Origin of the sequence: Rahnella sp. CG8, assembly GCF_023701875.1 — a bacterium.
Classification (GTDB): Bacteria; Pseudomonadota; Gammaproteobacteria; order Enterobacterales; family Enterobacteriaceae; genus Rahnella; species Rahnella aceris.
This window is the reverse complement of the sequence record NZ_JABAED010000005.1, coordinates 107,547-128,180: the sequence shown is the minus strand read 5'-3', so window position 1 is coordinate 128,180 and position 20,634 is coordinate 107,547. Positions and strand designations below refer to the sequence as shown.

At 53.1% G+C, this 20,634-nt stretch carries 20 protein-coding genes; 16 read left to right on the top strand and 4 right to left on the bottom strand.

The features are described from left to right. Nucleotides 1-60 precede the first annotated feature (60 nt). From efeU to phoH, 6 genes are all read left to right on the top strand, one after another. On the top strand, nt 61-912 hold the full coding sequence (gene efeU / locus HGO41_RS06740) for an iron uptake transporter permease EfeU (protein ID WP_037034423.1): 852 nt from the start codon (nt 61-63) through the stop codon (nt 910-912). Between the two features lie 44 nt (nt 913-956). Next, the gene (gene efeO, locus HGO41_RS06735) at nt 957-2,084 is read left to right on the top strand and encodes an iron uptake system protein EfeO (protein ID WP_013575768.1); all 1,128 of its coding nucleotides are present in this window, start codon (nt 957-959) and stop codon (nt 2,082-2,084) included. A 155-nt stretch (nt 2,085-2,239) separates the two neighbouring features. Beyond that, nucleotides 2,240-3,535 carry an iron uptake transporter deferrochelatase/peroxidase subunit gene (gene efeB, locus HGO41_RS06730; protein ID WP_013575767.1) on the top strand — a complete coding sequence of 432 codons (1,296 nt, stop codon included), beginning with the start codon at nt 2,240-2,242 and terminating at the stop codon, nt 3,533-3,535. Between the two features lie 170 nt (nt 3,536-3,705). Beyond that, on the top strand, nt 3,706-4,854 hold the full coding sequence (locus HGO41_RS06725) for an N-acetylmuramoyl-L-alanine amidase (protein ID WP_250980894.1): 1,149 nt from the start codon (nt 3,706-3,708) through the stop codon (nt 4,852-4,854). 183 nt (nt 4,855-5,037) lie between these two features. Beyond that, complete coding sequence (locus HGO41_RS06720; RefSeq protein WP_071823627.1) at nt 5,038-5,451, top strand: hypothetical protein; 414 nt, start codon at nt 5,038-5,040, stop codon at nt 5,449-5,451. A gap of 63 nt (nt 5,452-5,514) precedes the next feature. Beyond that, nucleotides 5,515-6,303 carry a phosphate starvation-inducible protein PhoH gene (gene phoH / locus HGO41_RS06715; RefSeq protein ID WP_013575764.1) on the top strand — a complete coding sequence of 263 codons (789 nt, stop codon included), beginning with the start codon at nt 5,515-5,517 and terminating at the stop codon, nt 6,301-6,303. A gap of 116 nt (nt 6,304-6,419) precedes the next feature. Here phoH and chaA read toward each other — a convergent pair whose 3' ends face one another. Further along, complete coding sequence (gene chaA / locus HGO41_RS06710) at nt 6,420-7,520, bottom strand: sodium-potassium/proton antiporter ChaA (RefSeq protein WP_013575763.1); 1,101 nt, start codon at nt 7,518-7,520, stop codon at nt 6,420-6,422. A gap of 471 nt (nt 7,521-7,991) precedes the next feature. Between chaA and chaB the strand changes: the two genes are divergently transcribed. The 8 genes from chaB (at nt 7,992) to HGO41_RS06670 (ending at nt 16,317) form a co-directional block, all read left to right on the top strand. Continuing rightward, nucleotides 7,992-8,225 carry a putative cation transport regulator ChaB gene (chaB, locus tag HGO41_RS06705; RefSeq protein WP_013575762.1) on the top strand — a complete coding sequence of 78 codons (234 nt, stop codon included), beginning with the start codon at nt 7,992-7,994 and terminating at the stop codon, nt 8,223-8,225. Nucleotides 8,226-8,574: 349 nt separating this feature from the next. After that, nucleotides 8,575-9,264 carry a gamma-glutamylcyclotransferase gene (locus HGO41_RS06700; protein WP_112152545.1) on the top strand — a complete coding sequence of 230 codons (690 nt, stop codon included), beginning with the start codon at nt 8,575-8,577 and terminating at the stop codon, nt 9,262-9,264. Nucleotides 9,265-9,548: 284 nt separating this feature from the next. Beyond that, nucleotides 9,549-11,117, top strand: coding sequence for an ABC transporter substrate-binding protein (locus tag HGO41_RS06695; protein WP_250980893.1), 1,569 nt, complete (start codon nt 9,549-9,551; stop codon nt 11,115-11,117). Next, the gene (locus tag HGO41_RS06690) at nt 11,117-12,169 is read left to right on the top strand and encodes an ABC transporter permease (protein WP_013575759.1); all 1,053 of its coding nucleotides are present in this window, start codon (nt 11,117-11,119) and stop codon (nt 12,167-12,169) included. Before HGO41_RS06695 ends, HGO41_RS06690 begins: the two co-directional genes overlap by 1 nt. Nucleotides 12,170-12,174: 5 nt before the next feature. Next, nucleotides 12,175-13,053, top strand: a complete 879-nt coding sequence (locus HGO41_RS06685) for an ABC transporter permease (protein WP_250980892.1) — start codon at nt 12,175-12,177, stop codon at nt 13,051-13,053. A gap of 49 nt (nt 13,054-13,102) precedes the next feature. Then, nucleotides 13,103-13,927 carry an ABC transporter ATP-binding protein gene (locus HGO41_RS06680; RefSeq protein WP_223509804.1) on the top strand — a complete coding sequence of 275 codons (825 nt, stop codon included), beginning with the start codon at nt 13,103-13,105 and terminating at the stop codon, nt 13,925-13,927. Beyond that, entirely contained in the window at nt 13,920-14,597 is a 678-nt protein-coding gene (locus tag HGO41_RS06675; protein ID WP_015690031.1) for an ABC transporter ATP-binding protein, read from the top strand. The genes HGO41_RS06680 and HGO41_RS06675 overlap by 8 nt, the downstream gene beginning before the upstream one ends. A gap of 142 nt (nt 14,598-14,739) precedes the next feature. Next, entirely contained in the window at nt 14,740-16,317 is a 1,578-nt protein-coding gene (locus HGO41_RS06670; RefSeq protein ID WP_015690030.1) for an ABC transporter substrate-binding protein, read from the top strand. 114 nt (nt 16,318-16,431) lie between these two features. Here the strand turns inward: HGO41_RS06670 and HGO41_RS06665 are convergent, their stop codons facing one another. Further along, nucleotides 16,432-16,749, bottom strand: a complete 318-nt coding sequence (locus HGO41_RS06665; protein ID WP_015690029.1) for a HigA family addiction module antitoxin — start codon at nt 16,747-16,749, stop codon at nt 16,432-16,434. A 53-nt stretch (nt 16,750-16,802) separates the two neighbouring features. After that, nucleotides 16,803-17,117, bottom strand: coding sequence for a type II toxin-antitoxin system RelE/ParE family toxin (locus HGO41_RS06660; protein WP_013575753.1), 315 nt, complete (start codon nt 17,115-17,117; stop codon nt 16,803-16,805). Nucleotides 17,118-17,290: 173 nt separating this feature from the next. Between HGO41_RS06660 and HGO41_RS06655 the strand changes: the two genes are divergently transcribed. Both HGO41_RS06655 and HGO41_RS06650 read left to right on the top strand, forming a co-directional pair. Further along, nucleotides 17,291-17,524 (top strand): hypothetical protein, encoded by a 234-nt coding sequence (locus tag HGO41_RS06655; RefSeq protein ID WP_250980891.1) that lies wholly within the window; start codon nt 17,291-17,293, stop codon nt 17,522-17,524. A gap of 6 nt (nt 17,525-17,530) precedes the next feature. Continuing rightward, the gene (locus HGO41_RS06650; RefSeq protein ID WP_013575751.1) at nt 17,531-19,234 is read left to right on the top strand and encodes a chloride channel protein; all 1,704 of its coding nucleotides are present in this window, start codon (nt 17,531-17,533) and stop codon (nt 19,232-19,234) included. 21 nt (nt 19,235-19,255) lie between these two features. On the opposite strand, the gene HGO41_RS06645 is transcribed toward HGO41_RS06650, so the two are convergent. Continuing rightward, nucleotides 19,256-20,275, bottom strand: a complete 1,020-nt coding sequence (locus tag HGO41_RS06645; protein WP_013575750.1) for a transporter — start codon at nt 20,273-20,275, stop codon at nt 19,256-19,258. Between the last annotated feature and the right edge of the window lie 359 nt (nt 20,276-20,634).

Here is a 20,634-nt window from a genome sequence, read left to right as displayed (position 1 = left end):
TCTTTACAGAGACCTTACACATTCTGTTGTTCGTCAGAATTCAGGGCTCGGGAGCTCGTCATGTTCGTTCCGTTTCTCATTATGTTTCGCGAAGGGCTGGAAGCTGCACTGATCGTCAGCCTGATTGCCAGCTATCTCAAACGGACGCAACGCGGGCAGTGGCTCGGTGTGGTCTGGATTGGCGTTTTCATCGCTGCCGCACTGTGTCTGGCGCTCGGTCTTTTCATCAATGCCACGACCGGTGAGTTTCCACAAAAACAGCAGGAGCTGTTTGAAGGTATCGTCGCCGTCGTTGCGGTGTGCATCCTGACTTATATGGTGTTCTGGATGCGCAAAGTGTCGCGTTCTATCAAAGTGCATCTGGAAGGGGCGATTGATCATGCGCTGAATTCCGGCCGCGGTCAGGGCTGGGCACTGGTCGCGATGGTGTTTTTTGCGGTAGCGCGTGAAGGTCTGGAATCGGTGTTTTTCCTGCTGGCGGCCTTCCAGCAGGACGTCGGCATCGAAGCGCCGATCGGCGCAGTGCTCGGGCTTGGCGCGGCCATCGTGTTGGGTTTCCTGATTTATTACGGCGGGGTGAAGCTGCATCTGGCGAAGTTCTTCAAATGGACCAGCCTGTTCATTCTGTTTGTCGCCGCCGGGCTGGCTGCGGGGGCTATTCGCGCTTTCCACGAAGCCGGATTGTGGAACCGTATGCAGGATATTGCTTTTGATCTGAGCGGCACATTATCCACGCACTCTTTATTCGGCACGTTGCTGGAAGGGATGTTTGGCTATCAGGAAGCCCCGACGGTCAGCGAAGTCGCGGTGTACTTCCTGTATCTGATCCCTGCGCTGTTCCTGTTCTTTATGCCACAAGGTAAATCGCCTGTGGCCGCGCCGGCCTCTGCCGGGCAAAAAACACGACGTTGATCCTTAAACCTTTCCATCATCTTGCCTTTGTCACGGAGTTGTACATGACACATTTTCGCCGTAAAGCTTTACAGATTGCACTGTTATCCCTGCCGGCTTTTGCACTGAGTGCCAACGTGCTGGCTGCTGATGTTCGTCAGGTCAAAATTGCTGTTAACGACAAACAATGTGAACCGATGGCGCTGACCGTGCCCGCCGGTAAAACCCAGTTTGTTATCCATAACAACAGTCAGAAAAACCTGGAATGGGAAATTTTGAAAGGCGTGATGGTGGTGGAAGAACGTGAAAACGTGGCACCGGGTTTCACGCAAAAAATGACGGCTAACCTTGAACCGGGCGAATACGACATGACCTGTGGTTTGCTGAGCAATCCGAAAGGCAAACTGACTGTCACCGCCGAGGGGACAGCCGCTTCCGGTAAGCCTGACGCCATGGCGCTGGTTGGCCCGATTGCGGAATACAAAGTCTATGTGACGCAGCAGGTCGCTGAGCTGGTGGCGCATACCAAAGCCTTTACCGACGCAGTGAAGAAGGGTGATCTGGCGAAAGCACAATCCCTTTACGCGTCAACCCGTGTTTACTATGAGCGCATCGAACCGATTGCCGAACTGTTCTCTGATCTGGACGGCAGCATCGACGCCCGTGAAGATGATTTCGAGAAAAAAGCCGAAGATCCTAACTTCACCGGTTTTCACCGTCTGGAGAAAATTCTCTTCGCGGACAAAACCACCAAAGGCACCGAACCCTTTGCTGACAAGCTTTATACCGATACCGTTGATTTGCAAAAACGTATCGCAGACCTGACTTTCCCGCCTAGCAAAGTGGTCGGCGGCGCGGCGGGCCTGATTGAAGAAGTGGCCGCCAGTAAAATCAGCGGCGAAGAAGACCGTTACAGCCGCACTGACCTGTGGGATTTCCGTGCCAACCTTGATGGCGCACAAAAAATCGTCAATCTGCTGCGTCCGTTACTGGTCAAAGCCGATAAACCGTTGCTGGATAAAATCGACGCTAACTTCAAAACCGTCGATGCGCTGCTGGATAAATACAAAACCAAAGACGGTTACGAGAATTATGAAAAACTGTCTGATGCAGACCGTAACGCAATGAAAGGGCCGATCACCACGCTGGCAGAAGACTTGTCCAAACTGCGCGGTGTGCTTGGTTTAGATTAAACTCCTTAGCACCCTCCCCTGCGAAGGGGAGGGTGGGGTGGGGTATTAAAGAAAAATCCAGCAGCCGAAGTATGCATAACCCCCTGTTTTATCATTAAAACCCCCTCCCAACCTCCCCCTTCGCAGGGGGAGGAGCGTTATAACGAGGCATAGCAATGAGTCACAAAAACGATAATCAGAACGACGTTTCTTCTTCCCGCCGCAGTTTACTGAAAGGTGTGGGATTGTTAGGCGGGGCATTTGCCCTGGGCGGCGCTGCCACGGCGCAGGCTGAGAAAACACCCGGCGCAAAAAAAGAGTACACACCAGGCACGGTTTCCCCGGACGAACGCTGGGGCAGGCAACCTTATTACGGCGAGCATCAGGCAGGGATTTTAACGCCACAACAGGCGTCGATGATGCTGGTTTCCTTTGACGTGCTGGCCACCAACAAAGCCGATCTGGAGCGTCTTTTCCGTCTCCTTGATTCACGGTTTGCCTTCCTGACCAAGGGTGGCACCGCACCTTCAATGGATCCGAAATTCCCGCCGATGGATTCCGGCGTGATGGGGGCAGAAATCTACCCGGATAACCTGACCATGACGCTGTCGGTGGGGGATTCCCTGTTCGATGAGCGCTTTGGATTAGCGCCGCATAAGCCGCTGAAATTGCAGCGCATGACGCGTTTCCCGAATGATTCACTGGATGCCACACTCTGTCATGGTGACCTGTCACTGCAAATCTGTGCCAACAACAACGATACGGTGGTGCATGCGTTGCGTGACATCATCAAGTACACACCGGATTTACTCAGCGTGCGCTGGCGTCGTGACGGCTTTATTTCGTCCCACGCAGCGCGCAGTCAGGGCAAAGAAACGCCGATTAACCTGCTGGGCTTTAAAGACGGCACGGCGAATCCTGACTCGAAAGACACACCACTGATGGATAAAACCGTCTGGGTCACCGCCGGTCAGGGCGAACCGGCGTGGACGCTTGGCGGCAGTTATCAGGCCACACGTCTGATCCCGTTCAAGGTGGAATCCTGGGACCGTACGCCGTTGCAGGAGCAGCAGTCTATTTTCGGGCGTAACAAAGCCACCGGCGCACCTTTGGGGATGGAAAAGGAGCACGATGTGCCGGATTACGAAAAAGACCCGGAAGGTAAGACCATCCGCCTTGATTCACATATCCGTCTGGCGAATCCGCGTACCAAAGCCACCGATGAAAACCTGATGCTGCGCCGTGGCTACAGCTATTCGCTTGGCGTGACCCATTCCGGGCAACTGGAAATGGGGCTGATTTTTGTCTGTTATCAGCATGACCTGGAAAAAGGTTTCCTGACCGTGCAGAAACGCCTGAACGGCGAAGCGCTTGAAGAGTATATCCGTCCGAATGGCGGCGGCTTTTTCTTCACGCTGCCGGGGAATAAAGATGAAAGCCACTATCTCGGTCAATCGTTAATCGAAGCGTAATTTAATGCCTCCCCCTGCGAAGGGGGAGAAGCTCAATCCAGAAATCCTTTTTACGCTTCGTTACGCAATTCACCGCCTGTTAATACTCCGCTGCATCCCAAAAAATCTCAGCAATGTCATGATGATAAATCGTCAAACTGATTTATTACGATGCCTGCTCCGAGACTGTTATGACCATCAACCATGCCCGCAGAAAATTACTGATCTTTGGCATCGGACTTTCCCTGACGGCACCACGCCTGTATGCCGCCCAAAAAGCCGTGCGCATTACCATGACATCAGACGCCAGTCAGATTCACCTGGCGTTACCGGCGGCGGATAAATACAGCCGGGTGTTTATGCTCAGTGCGCCGGAAAGAGTGGTGATTGATATGCCGATGGCGTCATTTCCACCGGAACTGGAGCATGCGCTGACGGTGGTCAGGCAGAAATTTTCGTGGGTAAAAGAGGGGAGGATTGCTCACTTCAGCCCGCAAGTGGCGCGCATTGTGTTGCAGGTAAACGGTAAACCGAAGATTACGCGCAGCACGGAAAACGGTGTGCTGAACGTGACGATATCCGGAGAAAGCCCTGACGCCGCGATTTTGCCCGTCACCACCGCTGCACCTCGGGCAGAGAAACCGCTGCTGGTGATGATTGATCCGGGGCATGGCGGAAAGGATCCGGGCGCGATCGGCAACGAAGGCACCTATGAAAAACACGTGGTGCTGCACATCGCCAAACGACTGCAAACCTTGCTTGATCAACAGCACGGTATTCAGGCGGTGCTGACGCGCCAGGATGACGTATTTATTCCGCTGTATCACCGCGTCAGCCTGGCGCATCAGCATGAGGCAGATCTGTTTATCTCAATTCATGCCGACGGTTTTACCAACGATCAGGTCTCCGGTGCGTCGGTTTTCGCGCTGTCTGAACACGGTGCGGGCAGTGCGATGGCGCGCTATTTGTCGCAAAGCGAAAACAGCGCAGATGTGTTGTATGACGACGATTTTAAAACCGACGATCAATACCTTAAAGAAACGCTGTTTGATCTCGACCAGCACGAAACCATTCATCGCAGCCTGAATTTTGGCCATCATCTGGCGACAACTATTAGTAAAGTGCATCACATGCACAGTCCGCATCCTGAACAGGCGGGATTTGCGGTACTGAAATCCCCGCGCATTCCTTCCGCGCTGGTGGAGACATCCTTCATCACCAATAAACAGGAAGAAAAATTACTGGGTGAGCCGGTGTTTCAGGAGAAAATGGCGCATGCGCTGGCGGAAGGCATTAACAGTTACTTCATCAATGAAAAGAAAAATAATCTGCTGGGCTGAGAGAAATTCAGCACGATTAAAGAGGATCTGAAAAAGATCCTCATGATCCTATTGACGTCAGCCACAAACTTTTTTACATTTTGGTAACGCAAATGTTTCAGCTGTCATTATACTGACATTTATAAGCGGTAGTTTTCACGAGGTGTACGGCAGGTGCCGTTAATAACACTGCGGGGAGCGCGAATGGTAAAGTCCATGTTTGGGCTGTTGATCGAAAATAACACACTTCTCTCATTCACTCGTTGTTGTCGCTTAAATGCAAACGAGGGCCAGGCTTCCGACTCTCTAATATTTCAACCTTTACTTTCAGCTTTTTCCTGCCGCTTGCTGCAAAAAATATCATCCACTCAACCTCAACCCTGTTCTTTAACTGACCCCGTAAATGTTTACCAAAATGATGTGAATATCACTGGCTTTTATTCTGGAATTTTCATTGTATGGGTCAGCGGTTTGTCATTATTGACACTTTTGACAATGCCTCCTCGTGAACAGAAAACAACCAAAAGACTTTCCGTTAATCCCTTTGGTTTCTTTTCCTCTTCACGTTATTCATTGGCTCCACTTGGTCTAAAAGGAGACCAAAACCTCATTTGTTAGTGAAACATAACCGTGCGGGCATTATGCCTTAGCGTTAAGTGAATCAAACTGTAAGGTGCCACTATGGGAAGACAGAAAGCAGTGATCAAAGCTCGTCGTGAAGCAAAACGTGTTATTCGTAGTGATTCACGTAGTCACCGCCAGCGCGAGGAAGAATCTGTGACGTCATTAGTACAGATGGGCGGTTTGGAATCGATCGGCATGGCTCGCGACTCCCGCGATACGTCCGTCATCGAAGCGCGTACTGAAGCTCAAGGTCATTACTTATCAGCCATAGAGAATAAGCAGTTAATTTTTGCCACCGGTGAAGCCGGTTGCGGCAAAACATTTATCAGCGCTGCGAAAGCGGCAGAGGCATTAATTCACAAAGAAATCGACAGGATTATTGTGACGCGCCCGGTATTGCAAGCCGATGAAGATCTCGGTTTCCTGCCCGGTGATATTTCTGAGAAGTTCGCGCCTTATTTCCGTCCGGTCTACGACATTCTATTACGTCGTCTGGGTTCATCATTCCTGCAATATTGTTTGCGACCGGAAATAGGGAAGGTTGAAATTGCGCCATTCGCTTATATGCGCGGGCGTACTTTCGAAAATGCGGTGGTTATTCTGGACGAAGCGCAGAATGTCACGGCCAGCCAGATGAAAATGTTCCTGACCCGTCTCGGTGAAAATGTGACGGTGATTGTTAACGGTGATATTACCCAGTGCGATTTACCACGCGGCGTAGTATCGGGGCTCAGCGATGCAATGTCTCGCTTCGAAGAAGACGAGATGATTGGCATCATTGAATTTGGCAAAGAGGACTGCGTGCGTTCAGAGCTGTGTAAACGCACTCTCCACGCCTACTCTTAATTCTCCCATCCCTCCCATGAAAAAGGCCGCTCAGTTGAGCGGCCTTTCTTTTGTCATTCTTCATTCAATCAAAATCATTTGGGTTGTATCAGGGCGGCAACCCGAAGGATGAAGATTTAAAGCATAATTAGCATCATGTAGGCGCAGAAGAGGGCCAGATGCGCAGTACCGTTTAATACATTGGTACGGCCGGTGGAGAATGAAATCTGGCACAAGATCAGCACCGCCAGCATCACCACAATATTCGCCGGATCCAGGCCGAAAATCAGATCCTGACCTGTCAGGGTGGCGATGACGGTCACCGCCGGTACGGTCAGTGAAATCGTCGCCAGCACGGAGCCGAAGAACAAATTCATGGCGCGCTGTACCTGATTTTTCAGTACCGCTTTCAGTGCGCCCAGACCTTCCGGTGAAAGGATCAGTAACGCGACCAGGAAGCCGGTGAACTGCGCAGGAGCATTCAGTTCGGTCAGCAGGCTTTCCAGCGGATTGGCGTTGAATTTGGTCACTGCGATAACCAGCACCAGATGGACAATCAGCCAGAGCGTATGCGTCAGGTTACTTTTCGAAGACGGTTTTCCGTGTCCGTCTTCTTCGCCTTCATCTTCATGCTCGTAAATAAACAGGCTCTGGTGGGTTTTGGTCTGGATAAGCAAAAATACGCCGTACATGGCGGCTGAAATCATCGCGACAAACAACGCCTGTAGCGTCGAGAAATTGCCCGCCGGCAACGCGGCAGGCAGCACCAGCACAATCACCGCCAGCGGGAATATCGCCATCAGGTACTGTTTGATACCACCGAGATTCACATATTGTGTCGCAAATTTGCGCCCGCCCAACAGCAGGGCAACGCCAACCAGACCGGCGGTAACAATCATGATGATCGAGAACAACGTGTCACGCATCAGCGCGGGCGCGGCGTCGCCGGTCGCCATCAGGGCCGAAATCAGGCTGACTTCGAGGATGACCACTGAAAGGCTGAGGATCAGCGACCCGTAAGGTTCGCCAAGACGATGTGCCAGTACGTCGGCATGACGCACCACGCTGAAGGCGCTGGCGAGGATACCGACCAGCGCGATTAAATTGATACCGACAACCGAGGCAAAGTTACTGCTGTTGCCCCAGAGGATGAGAACGATAAGTGCAGCGATGGGAAAAACCAGGGAGTATTCCTGATGGCGGGTTTTGATTTTTGGATGTTCCTGTGAAGACACCATGATGATTATTCTCCTTATAAACGCTCACGTAATAACAACCGCCTGTCTGTCAGTTGTCAGAAAAATGCCTGGCAGCATAAAGGTCTAACCTGTTAAGTATAGTAGATAAATTAATCTATTAACAGGGTAAATTCATTGTTAATGCATAAAAAATGACATATCAATTGTTTATCAGGGAATAATCTGAATTAACCAGCAATAAACACCCTAATAATTCGTTTTGTTAAAATATTAAGTCATTTAAAAACAATGTATTATATTGCTATTGTAGTAATATGGCGATTATGCGTCAGTTTATGTAAATCATCAGGATACCCACACAATTTCATGGAGGAAATGTGCAGTCAGCGGCCCGATAACGAGAATAATCTGGCAGCGTCCTTTGAGGGTAGCAGCTAGACTTTATCCTGTGCGCAGACGCCGCACATAAAAAATATCAATGCCATGAACGCTATGAAAAAGGAGACGACTATGCCTTATCAGAACCGCTCAGCGTTGCCTGAATCCGTGCGCAATGTGCTTCCTGCCCATGCGCAGGATATCTATAAGGAAGCGTTTAACAGCGCCTGGGATGAGTATAAAAAACCTAAAGACCGGCAGGGCGATGACTCGCGTGAGGAAACGGCGCATAAAGTTGCCTGGGCCGCTGTGAAACATGGGTATAAAAAAGGAGATGACGATAAGTGGCATCCTAAGAAATCCTGATATGAATGGCAGGTGAGGGCGATCCCGCGCCTGCCAGAAGGTCTGCCCGGCCTCCGGGTTCCCGCTGTTTTTGTTTTATTCCCTCCCTAAATATCAACATTCATGCAATGTTCATAAAATAATCACTTTATTTTCGTTTTGTGATCGCTCTCAACCTTGATTGCAACGAAAGAAACGAATAAGGTTTCATTCAGCAGGGGTATACGAAACTTCCTAATAAATTTGCCCCGCGGCCTGAAGCTCAGGCGAAACTGTCCGATAGCGTTATTAAATGAAACTCACGATAACGGAGAACACAGCGTTAACAGCATGGCATGTTCAAAAGTAAGTCGTACCGAAGGGGGAATGAATGTTAACTCGAGATTTCCTGCGTAACGCAGATTGCAAAACAGCATTCGGCAGCATTGATGAGTCGATGCTACTGACCCCTGAACAGCGCGCAGCCTCTCTGAGCTGCACGCTGGCGCGTCGCCCCGACAACAGCCCGGTCTGGATTTTTGGTTACGGTTCACTGATGTGGAACCCGGTTTTTGACTCGGAAGAGGCGCGACCCGCCACATTGCACGGTTATCATCGTGCCTTCTGTTTACGCCTCACCTCCGGGCGTGGCACCCATGCGCAACCTGGCCGCATGCTGGCGCTGCGGGATGGCGGAAAAACCACCGGTCTGGCGTTCCGTCTGCCGGAAGACACACTTCTCGATGAACTCGAATTGCTGTGGAAGCGTGAAATGCTGACCGGCTGTTATCGTCCGACCTGGTGCGAACTGAATCTCGACGATGGCCGCAAGGTGACGGCGCTGGTGTTCATTATGGATCCCTCGCACCCGCAATATGAGGCCGATACCGATTATCAGGTTATCGCGCCACTGATTGCGCAGGCCAGCGGCCCGCTCGGAACCAATGCACAATATCTGTTTGCCCTGGAAAAAGAGCTGAACAACTACGGCATGCGTGATGACTGCATGAGTGAGCTGGTCAAACAGGTACGGATGCTGTTGTCCGTTTCTCCCGGTTTTGATGTGCCGGAGCTGAGCTAAGCCCCGCATCTGCGGGCTGTGCGGGGCCTTCCGTGCAGCCCGCTTCCCTTAACACCCCCTGGTTTACGTGCTATTCATTCCCACATCCCTTCAGCGGGTATTTCCCTGTGGTTTGTACAGTAACAATCCCCTGCCAGACCGCATTCCGACGCTTTAATAACCAATCAGATAACGTTATGCAAAATTCGCATAACGATAGTATTTATCAGACTTTCTGGTAGGTTGAAGAAACTTTACACTCAACAAAACTTTAGCAATTTCGCTACCTTGGAGAGTCTGACCTGATGAAAGCTTTATTACCGTCCGTCCTGTTTACGGCTATTGCGGCTACTTTCTCTGCGCAGGCTGCCACGCCGCCGGATACTTTGGTTATCGCGCAATCCATTGATGACACCTCCAGTTTTGATCCGGCGCAGGGCTTCGAACTGACCACGGTTCAGGCTTTCAATAATATTTATCAGCGTCTGGTGCAGTCTGACCCGAACAACCCGATCGATTTAAAACCGACGCTGGCGGCCTCCTGGGAAACAGGTAAAGATAACCGCAGCCTGACCTTCACGCTGTCACCGAAAGCCACCTTTGCCAGCGGCAATCCGCTGACAGCCGATGATGTGATTTTCTCGTTATCGCGTGTGGTGAAGCTGAATCTCGAACCTTCGTTCATTCTGACGCAACTGGGCTGGACCGATAAAAACGTCGATACCTTCCTGACTAAAATCGATGATCAGCATGTGAAAGTCAGCTGGACCGCCGATGTCAGCCCGTCATTCGTGTTGAGCCTGCTGTCGGCGCCGGTATCTTCTATCGTTGACAGCAAGCTGGTGAAAGCTAACGCCACTGCTGACGACCTGGGGCATCAGTGGCTGAGCAACCATTCTGCCGGTTCCGGCCCGTATCAGATCCGCAACTACATTCCGCATGAAGTGGTGATTCTGTCTGCGAATCCGACTTCGCCGGAAGGCGCGCCGAAGCTGAAAACCATTCTGATCAAAAACGTACCGGATCCTGCCGCACGCCGCTTGCTGATCGAGCAGGGGGATGCCGATATGGCGCGTAATCTCGGTTCTGACCAGATGGCCGCACTCGCCGGCAAAAAAGGCGTTAAGCCTCTGGCGATCCCGTATGCCTCGCTGTACTTCATGCAGTTCAACGCCAAAGCTTCTCCGGCGTTGGGTAATCCTGCGTTCTGGGAAGCGGCCCGTTACCTGTTCGATTACAACCACATTGCGCACGACCTGATGAAAGATCAGTTCCAGGTGCATCAGGCCTTCCTGCCGGAAGGTTATCTGGGCGCGCTGAATGACACGCCATACACCTATGATCCGGCGAAAGCCAAAGCGATTCTGGCAAAAGCCGGGCTGACCAACGTCAGCTTCACGCTGTCTACCGCCAATCAGCCGCCGTACCTGGACATCGCCCAGGCGTTGCAGGCCAGCTTCGCGCAGGGCGGCGTAACGGTGAAACTGGATCCGGGTTTAAGCTCGCAGATCTCCACCAAAGTGAAATCACACAATTACGATGCGTATATGTCTTCGTGGGGACCGGATTACTTTGACCCGAACACTAACGCTTCGGCGTTTGCTTTCAACCCGGAAGATGGCAGCAAAACGCTGGCATGGCGGGCGAACTGGTCCATTCCGGCGCTCAATAAACTGACGCTGGCCGCGATTGCGGAACCGGATCAGGCCAAACGCGTGGCGGATTACCGTCAGTTGCAACTGGAAGTACAGAAAAACTCACCGTTCGTGATTGGCCTGCAAGCGAAAAGCCTGATTGCCGTACGCGACAACATCAAAGGTTACGTGCAGGGCATCAACCCTGACATGGTCTTCTACAGCAAGGCCACTAAGTAATGACAGACAGTTCAACACCCGCCGGATTCGTCCGGCAGGGTTGGCGCTGGTCAGGCCGTTTGCTGACTGGCGTGATTTCGCTGGCGCTGACGTTACTCGGCCTGCTGGCGTTTACTTTTACGCTTTCCCATCTTGCTCCGATTGACCCGACACTTCAGGTGGCGGGTGATCACGCCAGTGAAGCCACCTATGCGCAGGTGCGTCGTGATTTAGGTCTCGATCAGTCGGTGCCGGTGCAGTTCACCCGTTATCTGGAAAGACTGGCGCACGGCGATATGGGTATCTCCCGCATCACCGCGCAGCCGGTCGCCAGCGATTTGATGCGCACCTTCCCGGCAACGGTCGAACTGGCGACCTGTGCGATCCTGCTTGGCGGCACACTCGGCATTCTGCTGGCGCTGCTGGCGGTGTGGAAACCGGGAAGCTGGCTGGATAACGTTGCGAGAATGGTGTCGCTGCTCGGTTATTCTGTACCGATTTTCTGGCTGAGCCTGCTCGGCCTTTTGCTGTTTTACGCGGTGCTGCACTGGGCGGGCGGGCCGGGACGGCTTGATGACCTGTATATGTACACTATGACGCCGCGCACCGGTTTTGTGCTGATTGATACCTGGCTTTCCGGCGACCGTGAAATGTTCTACAACGCCATCAGCCATTTATGGTTGCCGGTAACGGTGCTGGCGATGTTGTCGATGGCGGGCATTACGCGCCTTCTGCGTGCGTCGATGCTCGGCGAAATGAACAAAGAATATGTGATTCTGGCGCGCTCGAAAGGCGCGGGCAGGGTACGTGTATTGCTGTGTCACGTTTTCCCGAATGTGCTCGGCACGCTGATCACCGTGCTGACGCTTTCCTACGCCAGTTTGCTGGAAGGGGCGGTTCTGACGGAAACGGTATTTGCCTGGCCGGGCGTTGGACGTTATCTGACCACCGCGCTGTTCGCCGCGGATACCCCGGCAATTCTCGGCGCTACGCTGCTGATCGGCACCTGTTTTGTGCTGCTTAATGCGCTGGCTGACGCCCTTACTTATCTGCTCGATCCGCGGACCCGGTAGTTTCTATGACTCAAATGATCCCTGAACAACCCACGCAGGTTGAGGCTGAAGCCGAAATATCCGTCTGGAAACCGGCCCGGCGCATCACCACGTTTTCCGTGGGGCTGGTGCTGGTCGCTATTCTGGTACTGACCGCGCTGCTCGCACCGTGGCTGGCGCCGTTTGACCCGAACATTCAACACATCGAACTGCGTCTGCTGCCGCCATCGGAAACCCACTGGCTGGGCACCGACGGTTTTGGCCGTGATTTGCTCTCGCGTGTGGTGTATGGCGCACGCCCGACGCTGTTGCTGGTGTCACTGATCCTGGTTCTGACCATTCCGGTTGGCCTGCTGATCGGTATCAGCGCCGGTTACATTGGCGGCTGGTATGAACGCATTGTGATGCGACTGACCGATATTGTGATGTCCTTGCCCAGTCTGGTCATGGCGCTGGCGCTGGTGGCGATCCTTGGCCCCGGTCTGATGAACGGTGCACTGGCTCTGGCTTTCACCAGCTGGCCGCCGTTTGCACGACAGGCGAGGGCCGAGACACTGGCACTTCGCCGCAGCGATTATCTGGCGGCGGCACGGATGCAGGGCATCGGTGGGTTGCGACTGATGTTCGGCCACATTTTGCCGCTGTGCCTGCCCAGCGCCGTGGTGCGGGCGGCGCTCAGCCTCGGCGGCATCATTCTGGCCTCTGCCGGTCTGGGCTTTCTCGGCATGGGCATTCAGCCACCGACGGCTGAATGGGGCTCGATGGTTGCCGAAGGCAGCAAAGTCATTTTCGATCAGTGGTGGGTCGCCGCTGCACCGGGCGGGGCGATTCTTTTCGCCAGCCTGGCTTTCAATCTGCTGGGCGATGGCCTGCGTGACAAAATGGATCCACGACATGGCAACTGACTTTTTACATAAAGACAAATCAAATAGCGACAAGCTGGTCGCGAAAGATATGACCATTTACCTGCCGGGTGAACGTCCGCTGGAACTGGTGAAATCCCTGTCATTCAGTGTCGGACAGGAACGTGTGGCGCTGGTCGGCGAGTCCGGATCCGGCAAATCCCTGACTGCCCGCGCGCTGATGGGGTTGCTGCCACATCCGTGCAAGCTGCGCGCGTCACAGCTGACGCTGGGTGATAACGATCTGACCACACTCAAAGAACGTGAGTGGAGCACGCTTCGCGGTAACCGCGTATCGATGGTCATGCAGGATCCGAAACATGCGCTGAATCCGACGCAGAAAATCGGCAAACAGGTGGAAGAACCGCTGCGTCTGCACACCCGTCTTGGCCGCAAGGAGCGTCAGGAAAAGGTCACCGAGATGCTGAATGCGGTCGGTCTGCCGAATCCGGCTTTTCTGCAACAGCAGTATCCGCATCAACTTTCCGGCGGGATGGGGCAGCGCGTGATGCTGGCGATTGCACTGATCAACGACCCGCAATGGCTGATTGCCGACGAACCCACTTCCGCGCTGGATTTCGACATGCGTGAGCAGGTTCTGGGGCTGATTGAGCGTTTAGTCGAACAGCGAAATATGGGGCTGATCCTCATCAGTCACGACCTGCAACAGGTCGCCCGCTATTGTGAACGTGTGCTGGTGATGTACAAAGGCGAACTGCTCGATGAGCTTGCAGCCGATCAGCTGGCGAACGCTACACATCCTTATACGCATACACTCTGGTCATGCCGTCCGAGCAAATTTACCCACGGTGAACGCCTGCCAGTGCTGGATCGCGCGCTGCTGGCCTCTTTAAAACAGGAGCCGCGCCATGAGTGAGATTATTGCTGAACTGCATCAGCTGAGCGTGTCGCATCGTCAGGGTTACGAAACCCGCACGGTGGTACATAACGTCAACCTGACTATCAACAAAGGCGAATGCTTCGGGCTGGTCGGGCCGTCCGGTTGCGGTAAATCCTCGCTGCTGTGGGTGCTGGCGGGCCTGAACGGACACTGGGACGGCAGCCTGACGTTGCTTGATCATCAGGTGAAACCCGGTAAACCTTTTACCGGTAGCCTGCGCCGCGACGTGCAGATGGTTTTTCAGGACCCTTATGCCTCGCTGCACCCGAAACACAAGCTGCTGCGCACGCTGGCAGAGCCGCTGAAAATCCTCAAAGAACAGGATATTGAACAGAAAATTGCCGAAGGTTTTCGCCAGGTCGGGCTGGATCCGGCGCTGATGAACCGCTATCCGCATCAGCTTTCCGGTGGCCAGCGTCAGCGCGTGGCAATTGTCCGCGCACTCCTGCTCAAACCGAAACTGCTGCTGCTTGATGAACCGACGTCTGCCCTCGATATGTCTGTACAGGCGGAAATTCTCAATTTACTCAACGACCTGAAAGCCAGCAGCGACCTGACCATGATTCTGGTCAGCCACGATGCGGATGTGATTGACCATATGTGTGATCGTGCGGTGCATATGGCCAAGGGTTACGTCTTGACGTAGTCCTTCCCCTTCGCGGGGGAGGGAGCTGGAAAATGCTTAATCTAATTTATTAAATAACAAAGCTTTATTTCATTGTTCGGGCCTTGCCGTTGCACCTCTACACTCGGAAAAACTGTCTTTTCACCTGTGGAGATCGACCTCAATGAAAGTACGTGTTCCTTCCCTGTTATTTCTGCTCATGATGGCGGCAACCCGTGTGGATGCGGCGACACCTGCGGATACGCTGGTGGTAGCCGGTTCGCTCGAAGGTATTATCAGCCTGGATCCGGCGGAGAGTTTTGAAACCGTCAGTTCCGGCAATCTGGTTAACCTGTATCAGCAGCTGGTGGTTTCAAACCGTCAGCATCCCGATCAACTCGACCCGGACGCCGCCGCCAGCTGGCAGCCAGGGCCTGACGCGCACAGCCTGATTTTCACCCTTAAGCCGGGGCAGAAGTTTGCCAGCGGCAATCCGCTGACCGCTGACGACGTGATTTATTCCTTTAGTCGCGTGGTCAAACTCAATAAAAGCCCGTCGTTTATTCTCGGCGAACTGGGCTGGACACCAGAAAATGTCGACGGCAATCTGAAAAAACTGTCGGACGATAAAGTGCAGCTGAGCTGGCCTGCGGATATCGGCAGTGGTCTGGTGCTGAGCATTTTATCCGCGCCGGTGGCAGGCATTGTTGACAGCAAGCTGTTGAAAGAACATGTCGATCAGAACGATTTCGGCAACAGCTGGCTGCGTTCACGTTCAGCAGGCAGCGGTGCCTTTGAAGTGCGTAACTATGTGCCTCACGAAGCGCTAATCTTCAAACGTAACCCGAATGCCAAACCGCTGGCGAAGCTGGAAAACGTACTCTTTAAAAATGTCGGTGATCCTTCTACCCGCCGTCTGCTGGTACTTAATGGTGATGCTGACGTGGCATACGATTTAGGCGCGGATCAGTTCAGCTCGCTGCAAAAAGAAAAGGGTGTACATGTCGCCCAGTTCCCGGCGGCGAAAGTGTTCTATCTGGCGTTTAACGTCGGCGATACCACCCAACCGGCGCTGGCGAATCCCGCACTCTGGGAGGCTGCCCGCTGGCTGGTAGATTACCAGGGTATTTCAACCGATCTGCTCAAAGGCCAGTACGGCATTCATCAGACTTTCCTGCCGGACGGTTTAGCCGGTGCCATTGACGATCAGCCGTTCAAATACGACGTCGCGAAAGCCAAAGCCATTCTCAACAAAGGCGGCATTGCACCGGGGACTAAAATCGATTTAATCGTGATTAACCAGCCACCTTATTCCGATATCGCGCAGGCGTTGCAGGCCAGCTTTGCCAAAGCCGATATCAATTTAGTGGTGCATCCGTTGGTGGAAAGCGATGTGCTGACCCGCATGCGCGCGCATAAATTCCAGTCGATCTTCACTTACTGGGGTGCGGATTACCTCGACCCGAACACCAACGCCAGTACCTTTGCCTATAACGTGCCGAACGGGCCGAAAACACTGGCACAGCGTATTCAGTGGGTGATCCCGGAAATCAGCAAACAAACCCGCGCAGCGGCGGCGGAATCTGACCCGACCAAACGCAAGGCGCTGTATGCAGATTTGCAGCGTGAATTGCAGAAAAACTCACCCTTTGTGGTGGCGTTGCAAAGCAAGTTGCTGGTGGCCATCCGCGATAACGTGAAAGGTGCGAGCCAGAATGTGGCGGGGAGCCAGTTGTATCTGGATACGGTGAGTAAGGAATAAGAGGGGTTTCATCGTCCCTTATTCTCAAGTCATGACCCCGGGCCACAGGTCTCGGGGTCGCTCCTGTCAGCAGGTTCCTGAACGCGCCATTGAGGCTTGTCTGCTGCGGAGTTTTCATGACTTTTTCATAAAATCTTTCAGATGGGCGACTTTGTTAATGTCATCCATCAGGCGCGGGTTATTGCGCACTTCCCAAATATCGACATTGGTTTGCAGGTTTAACCAAAACTCGACAGAGGTCTCAAATGTCTTTGCCAGCCGGAAGGCAATATCAACGGTCAGTTTGCGGTTGTTATTCACCAGCGCGCTGATGGTATTGCGGTGAACATTCAGCATGTCGGCGAGATCGTTGATCCGCAGGCCTGCAGGTTCGAGAAATTCGTAAAGTAAAATATCACCAACAGTAGCGGGTTTACGTGTGGTCACAGCCATACGATGTTCCTTCTGGTATGTCTTCATTAACATCAAAGCGAATATGCTCATAATTACCGGTAACTCCTGTAACCGTGGGGATCTAAATACAGGCCATGTGCTTTTCCTTCCCGCCAGTAAAAAATCAGACGGTACTGCTCATTCACTCTGATCGATGAAAATCCCTTTAACGGGGGGGCCAGATCTTCATAGCGATTGCCCGGGGGCCAGAGTAAATCGCGATAATCCATTGCGGCATTGATCATATCCAGCTTCCTTTCCAGAGCAGTTGCCAGCGTCCAGGGTATTTTGCGATGGGGAGTGGCGAAGTGGAAAAAGTCTTCCAGCCATTGATCGCGGAAACTGCTTATCCTGAGCATATCGTTCATGAGATGAACCCATCCTGATTTTTAAGGTGGGGCATCGAAGCCTTGTTGCACTGTGCTTCGGTGCATAAATTAACAGAGTCTTTTGCCGTTGTATAGGGATTGTTCTCCCGGGAACGAACGTGACTTTAATGCTTCATGCATTTAGCGAAAGCGGTTGTTTAGGATTTTGCAGGATGTTTTCCAGAGAATTTGCATCGTCCGACAGAGGGGACGGCATAAGTGCGGCAAAGCGCGCAGAATGTTTACGCTGCATTGGCGGCGTAGTGACCGCACTTTATCACCGTGGCGGCGGAACAGGCGGGGGACAACAATTTTCGATTTTAAGCCACGCCCCGGGTTGCGTCGGGCTGATGAGCATGATAATGATTTCCATCGGTATTCTGCCTGTCACTGTTTTCGACCACTGAGATCTTATGAGCCTGAAAGCTTTCAACCCTGACGTCCTGCAAAAGAGTGATCTGATTAACCTGCTGATCGCCATTCCCGCCGGGATTATTGCCGCGCTGGTGACAATCGCTTTTCGCGGGGCGATTTCGGGCATTAACGGCCTGATGTTCACCGATGGCAGCGACATCACCAAAGCTTTCAATGAATATCCCAAAATTGTCTGGCCGCTGATCACCACAGCCGGCGGCGTCATTGCCGGTTTTATCCTGATCCTGGCGCTGCGCTACGAAAACAAGCACGGCAAAATGCCGGATTATCTGGATGTTATCGATCAGCGTCTGCCGGGCATTCCGGTGGTCAGTACCGTGCTGCGCGGGCTGTCGTCGCTAGCCAGTATTGCCAGCGGTGGTTCAATCGGTCGCGAAGGGGCAATGGTGCAGTTATCCGCGCTGAGCGGCAGTCTGCTCGGGCGTTTTTCGCGTTTCAAAGGTGTACATCAGTCAGATATTATCGCCATGGCCGCCGCGGGCGGACTGGCGGCGGTGTATCACGCCCCGTTTGCCGGCGCGCTGTTTGTGGCGGAAATCGCCTTTGGTGTGACCGCAGTTCAGCGACTGATCCCGTTGTTTATCTCGGCGTCGGTCGCGGTGCTTACTGTCCGTTCTCTGACCGATTACGCGCCACTGTATCTGTATTCTTCCGCCTCTTTCAGCCCGTCTTTCGGCGCGATTTTCACCGTGCTGATTATCGGCATGGCGACGGGGATTCTCGGGCCGCTATTCATCTCATCAATCGATAAAGTCCGTCAGTGGATGAAACCCATCTCGCATCCCGCGCTGCGCCTGGGGCTCGGCGGGCTGGGCGTCGGGTTGATCGCGATGATGTCGCCGCTGGTGCTGGGTAACGGTTTTGAGGTGATTGATTTAATCCTCAATAACGGCGATTTACAGACGTCGTTACTGGTGCTGCTGATCCTGAAAATTGTCGCCACAGCGATCACCATCGGGTCCGGTGCGGTCGGCGGGTTGTTTACGCCGTCGTTACTGATTGGTGCGGCAGGCGGGGCGCTGGTGTGTACTTTCCTGCAATGGCTGGGGTTCGATCCCGGTCCGGTCGGTTTATATGCCGCGATCGGCATGAGCGCATTGCTGGCGGCGACCAGTCATGCGCCGCTGATGTCGATCATGATGGCGTTTGAAATGACCCTCAACAGTTCGCTGCTGTTCCCGCTGATGCTGGCGACGGCGATTTCTTATGTCGTGGCCTCACGCCTGAAAGTCGGTGGCACGTATCCGGTGCTGACACGTCATAACGCGCGGTTCGCGGCGAAAAATGCCTTTGAATACAGTACGGTGGCGTCACTGATTTCGCCATGTTCGAAAATGTATGTTGATGCCTCGCTGTCTGAAGTGGTCAGCGAAGGGCTGAAACAGCGCACGCGATATGTGTACGTGGTGGACAGGGAGGAGCGTTTTCTCGGCGTAGTGCCGACCAATGTGGTGGCAGCAGGGCTTATCGATGGCAGCGTGAAATCCGGCAGCCCGATTGGCCCGTTTATCGAGCAGGAATTCACGACGATTTTCCAGCAGGCCAGTTACGAACAGGCGTGGGCGATGTTCAGCAATTCGCCGCTTGAACGTTTACCGGTGCTGGAAAACGCTGAATCCCGCCGTCTGCTGGGGGTGATCACCAAAGCCTCGCTGCTGAATAAAGCCAAAGATTTCCTGTAGTTGTTGTGCGGTTCGCGGCCGTCAGCCGTCGTCGCGATGCCTTAATGCATACCAGCCCGCCAGCAGGGTAAACACGCCGACAATCATCACCAGCAAAATAAAACCGTGATGATTGCTGGCAAGCGGAATGCCCCCGACGTTCATGCCAAAGAAACCGGCCACAATATTGATCGGCAGCGCCAGCACGGTGATCACGGTCAGCACATACAGCGTGCGGTTGCTTTGCTCCATCTGGCGTGAGGTGATTTCTTCCTGCAATAACCGGATGCGTTCGGTCAGCGCGATAAGGTCATTGAGCACCACAGAAAATTCCTCGGCAAACTGCCGTAAATCCTGGACCACAGCGGGAGCTATCCAGGTAGGAGGGCGGTTCAGCAGGCGGAAAAGCGCAGTCGGTTCCGGTGCCAGTAAACGCTGAAACCGCAGCAGCATCCGGCGCAGACGCCCCAGATCGGCGCGGTTCTTTTTCACGTGATGGCTCAGGAGTCGCTCTTCGATGGTGTCCACGTACTGATTGGCCCGACGCACAATGTGTTCCAGTAAATCTTCCTGTTCTTCTAAAAGATGCACCAGCAGCGCGGTGGGCGTGCTGATGTTCAGGTGCTCCAGTCGTTTGAATAATTGCTCGATCAGCCTGACCGGTTTATGGCGTGCCGTGACCACCAGTTGCTGATGGCAACTGAGCCACAGCGTCGAAGCTTCATCACTGGTTTCATCCGGGCGAAAAATCACATCGTTGAGCACCGCCAGCAGCGTATCATCGAGCCGTTCAATGCGCGTGCTGCGCGAGCCTTCGCGGATTTCCTCGAAAAACACCTCACCGACGCCAAAATGCTTTTTCAGCCATTTTTCTGACATGGCATGATTGAGATTGACGTGGATCCAGACGAATCCTTTGTCGTGGCAAATCTGCTGCCAGGCTTCCTGAACCTGTTGTGAAGAAACACGTTCGGCAGGGCGGTTTGGACGAAAAACGAAGCCGTAAATCATTCCGGTGACTTCATCGTTGAAATTGAGTACGGCGGGTTTTTCTGTCGGCATGTCGGATTTCTGGTGACCAAAGCAGGTGGCACCATTACGCCAGACATCGGCGTAAATACAATAACCTCCCGTCTAATTTCACAATACTGTCACATTCAAACAGCCTTACCCCCAATTTTCCGTCAGATGACGTCACTCCCGCCTTTTTGCTTTCTTTCCGAAATTATGACCAATAAATCATAAAGTTAACCCCGTTTAAATTTGTACCTCTTTGGGAGTATCTGGCGTTATGTAAATAAATACATGACGCGAAGGCGTTGATCGCAATCAAGTAGACGGCTCCCGCGCGTGCATACCCTGAGCCCATATTGAGCAATGTAGTTGTATTCCCCGCCATTCACATAATGACAAAGCGCAAA

Bases quoted from the DNA above. Each gene is read 5' to 3' on its own strand.
- HGO41_RS06650 (WP_013575751.1), top strand. From the start codon at position 17,531: ATGAGCCTGAAAGCTTTCAACCCTGACGTCCTGCAAAAGAGTGATCTG.
- chaA (WP_013575763.1), bottom strand. From the start codon at position 7,520: ATGGTGTCTTCACAGGAACATCCAAAAATCAAAACCCGCCATCAGGAA.
- HGO41_RS06660 (WP_013575753.1), bottom strand. From the start codon at position 17,117: ATGAACGATATGCTCAGGATAAGCAGTTTCCGCGATCAATGGCTGGAA.
- phoH (WP_013575764.1), top strand. From the start codon at position 5,515: ATGGGAAGACAGAAAGCAGTGATCAAAGCTCGTCGTGAAGCAAAACGT.
- HGO41_RS06685 (WP_250980892.1), top strand. From the start codon at position 12,175: ATGACTCAAATGATCCCTGAACAACCCACGCAGGTTGAGGCTGAAGCC.
- HGO41_RS06720 (WP_071823627.1), top strand. From the start codon at position 5,038: ATGGTAAAGTCCATGTTTGGGCTGTTGATCGAAAATAACACACTTCTC.
- efeU (WP_037034423.1), top strand. From the start codon at position 61: ATGTTCGTTCCGTTTCTCATTATGTTTCGCGAAGGGCTGGAAGCTGCA.
- HGO41_RS06695 (WP_250980893.1), top strand. From the start codon at position 9,549: ATGAAAGCTTTATTACCGTCCGTCCTGTTTACGGCTATTGCGGCTACT.
- HGO41_RS06655 (WP_250980891.1), top strand. From the start codon at position 17,291: ATGTTTTCCAGAGAATTTGCATCGTCCGACAGAGGGGACGGCATAAGT.
- HGO41_RS06670 (WP_015690030.1), top strand. From the start codon at position 14,740: ATGAAAGTACGTGTTCCTTCCCTGTTATTTCTGCTCATGATGGCGGCA.
- HGO41_RS06680 (WP_223509804.1), top strand. From the start codon at position 13,103: ATGACCATTTACCTGCCGGGTGAACGTCCGCTGGAACTGGTGAAATCC.
- HGO41_RS06725 (WP_250980894.1), top strand. From the start codon at position 3,706: ATGACCATCAACCATGCCCGCAGAAAATTACTGATCTTTGGCATCGGA.
- HGO41_RS06665 (WP_015690029.1), bottom strand. From the start codon at position 16,749: ATGGCTGTGACCACACGTAAACCCGCTACTGTTGGTGATATTTTACTT.
- efeO (WP_013575768.1), top strand. From the start codon at position 957: ATGACACATTTTCGCCGTAAAGCTTTACAGATTGCACTGTTATCCCTG.
- efeB (WP_013575767.1), top strand. From the start codon at position 2,240: ATGAGTCACAAAAACGATAATCAGAACGACGTTTCTTCTTCCCGCCGC.
- HGO41_RS06690 (WP_013575759.1), top strand. From the start codon at position 11,117: ATGACAGACAGTTCAACACCCGCCGGATTCGTCCGGCAGGGTTGGCGC.
- HGO41_RS06675 (WP_015690031.1), top strand. From the start codon at position 13,920: ATGAGTGAGATTATTGCTGAACTGCATCAGCTGAGCGTGTCGCATCGT.
- chaB (WP_013575762.1), top strand. From the start codon at position 7,992: ATGCCTTATCAGAACCGCTCAGCGTTGCCTGAATCCGTGCGCAATGTG.
- HGO41_RS06645 (WP_013575750.1), bottom strand. From the start codon at position 20,275: ATGCCGACAGAAAAACCCGCCGTACTCAATTTCAACGATGAAGTCACC.
- HGO41_RS06700 (WP_112152545.1), top strand. From the start codon at position 8,575: ATGTTAACTCGAGATTTCCTGCGTAACGCAGATTGCAAAACAGCATTC.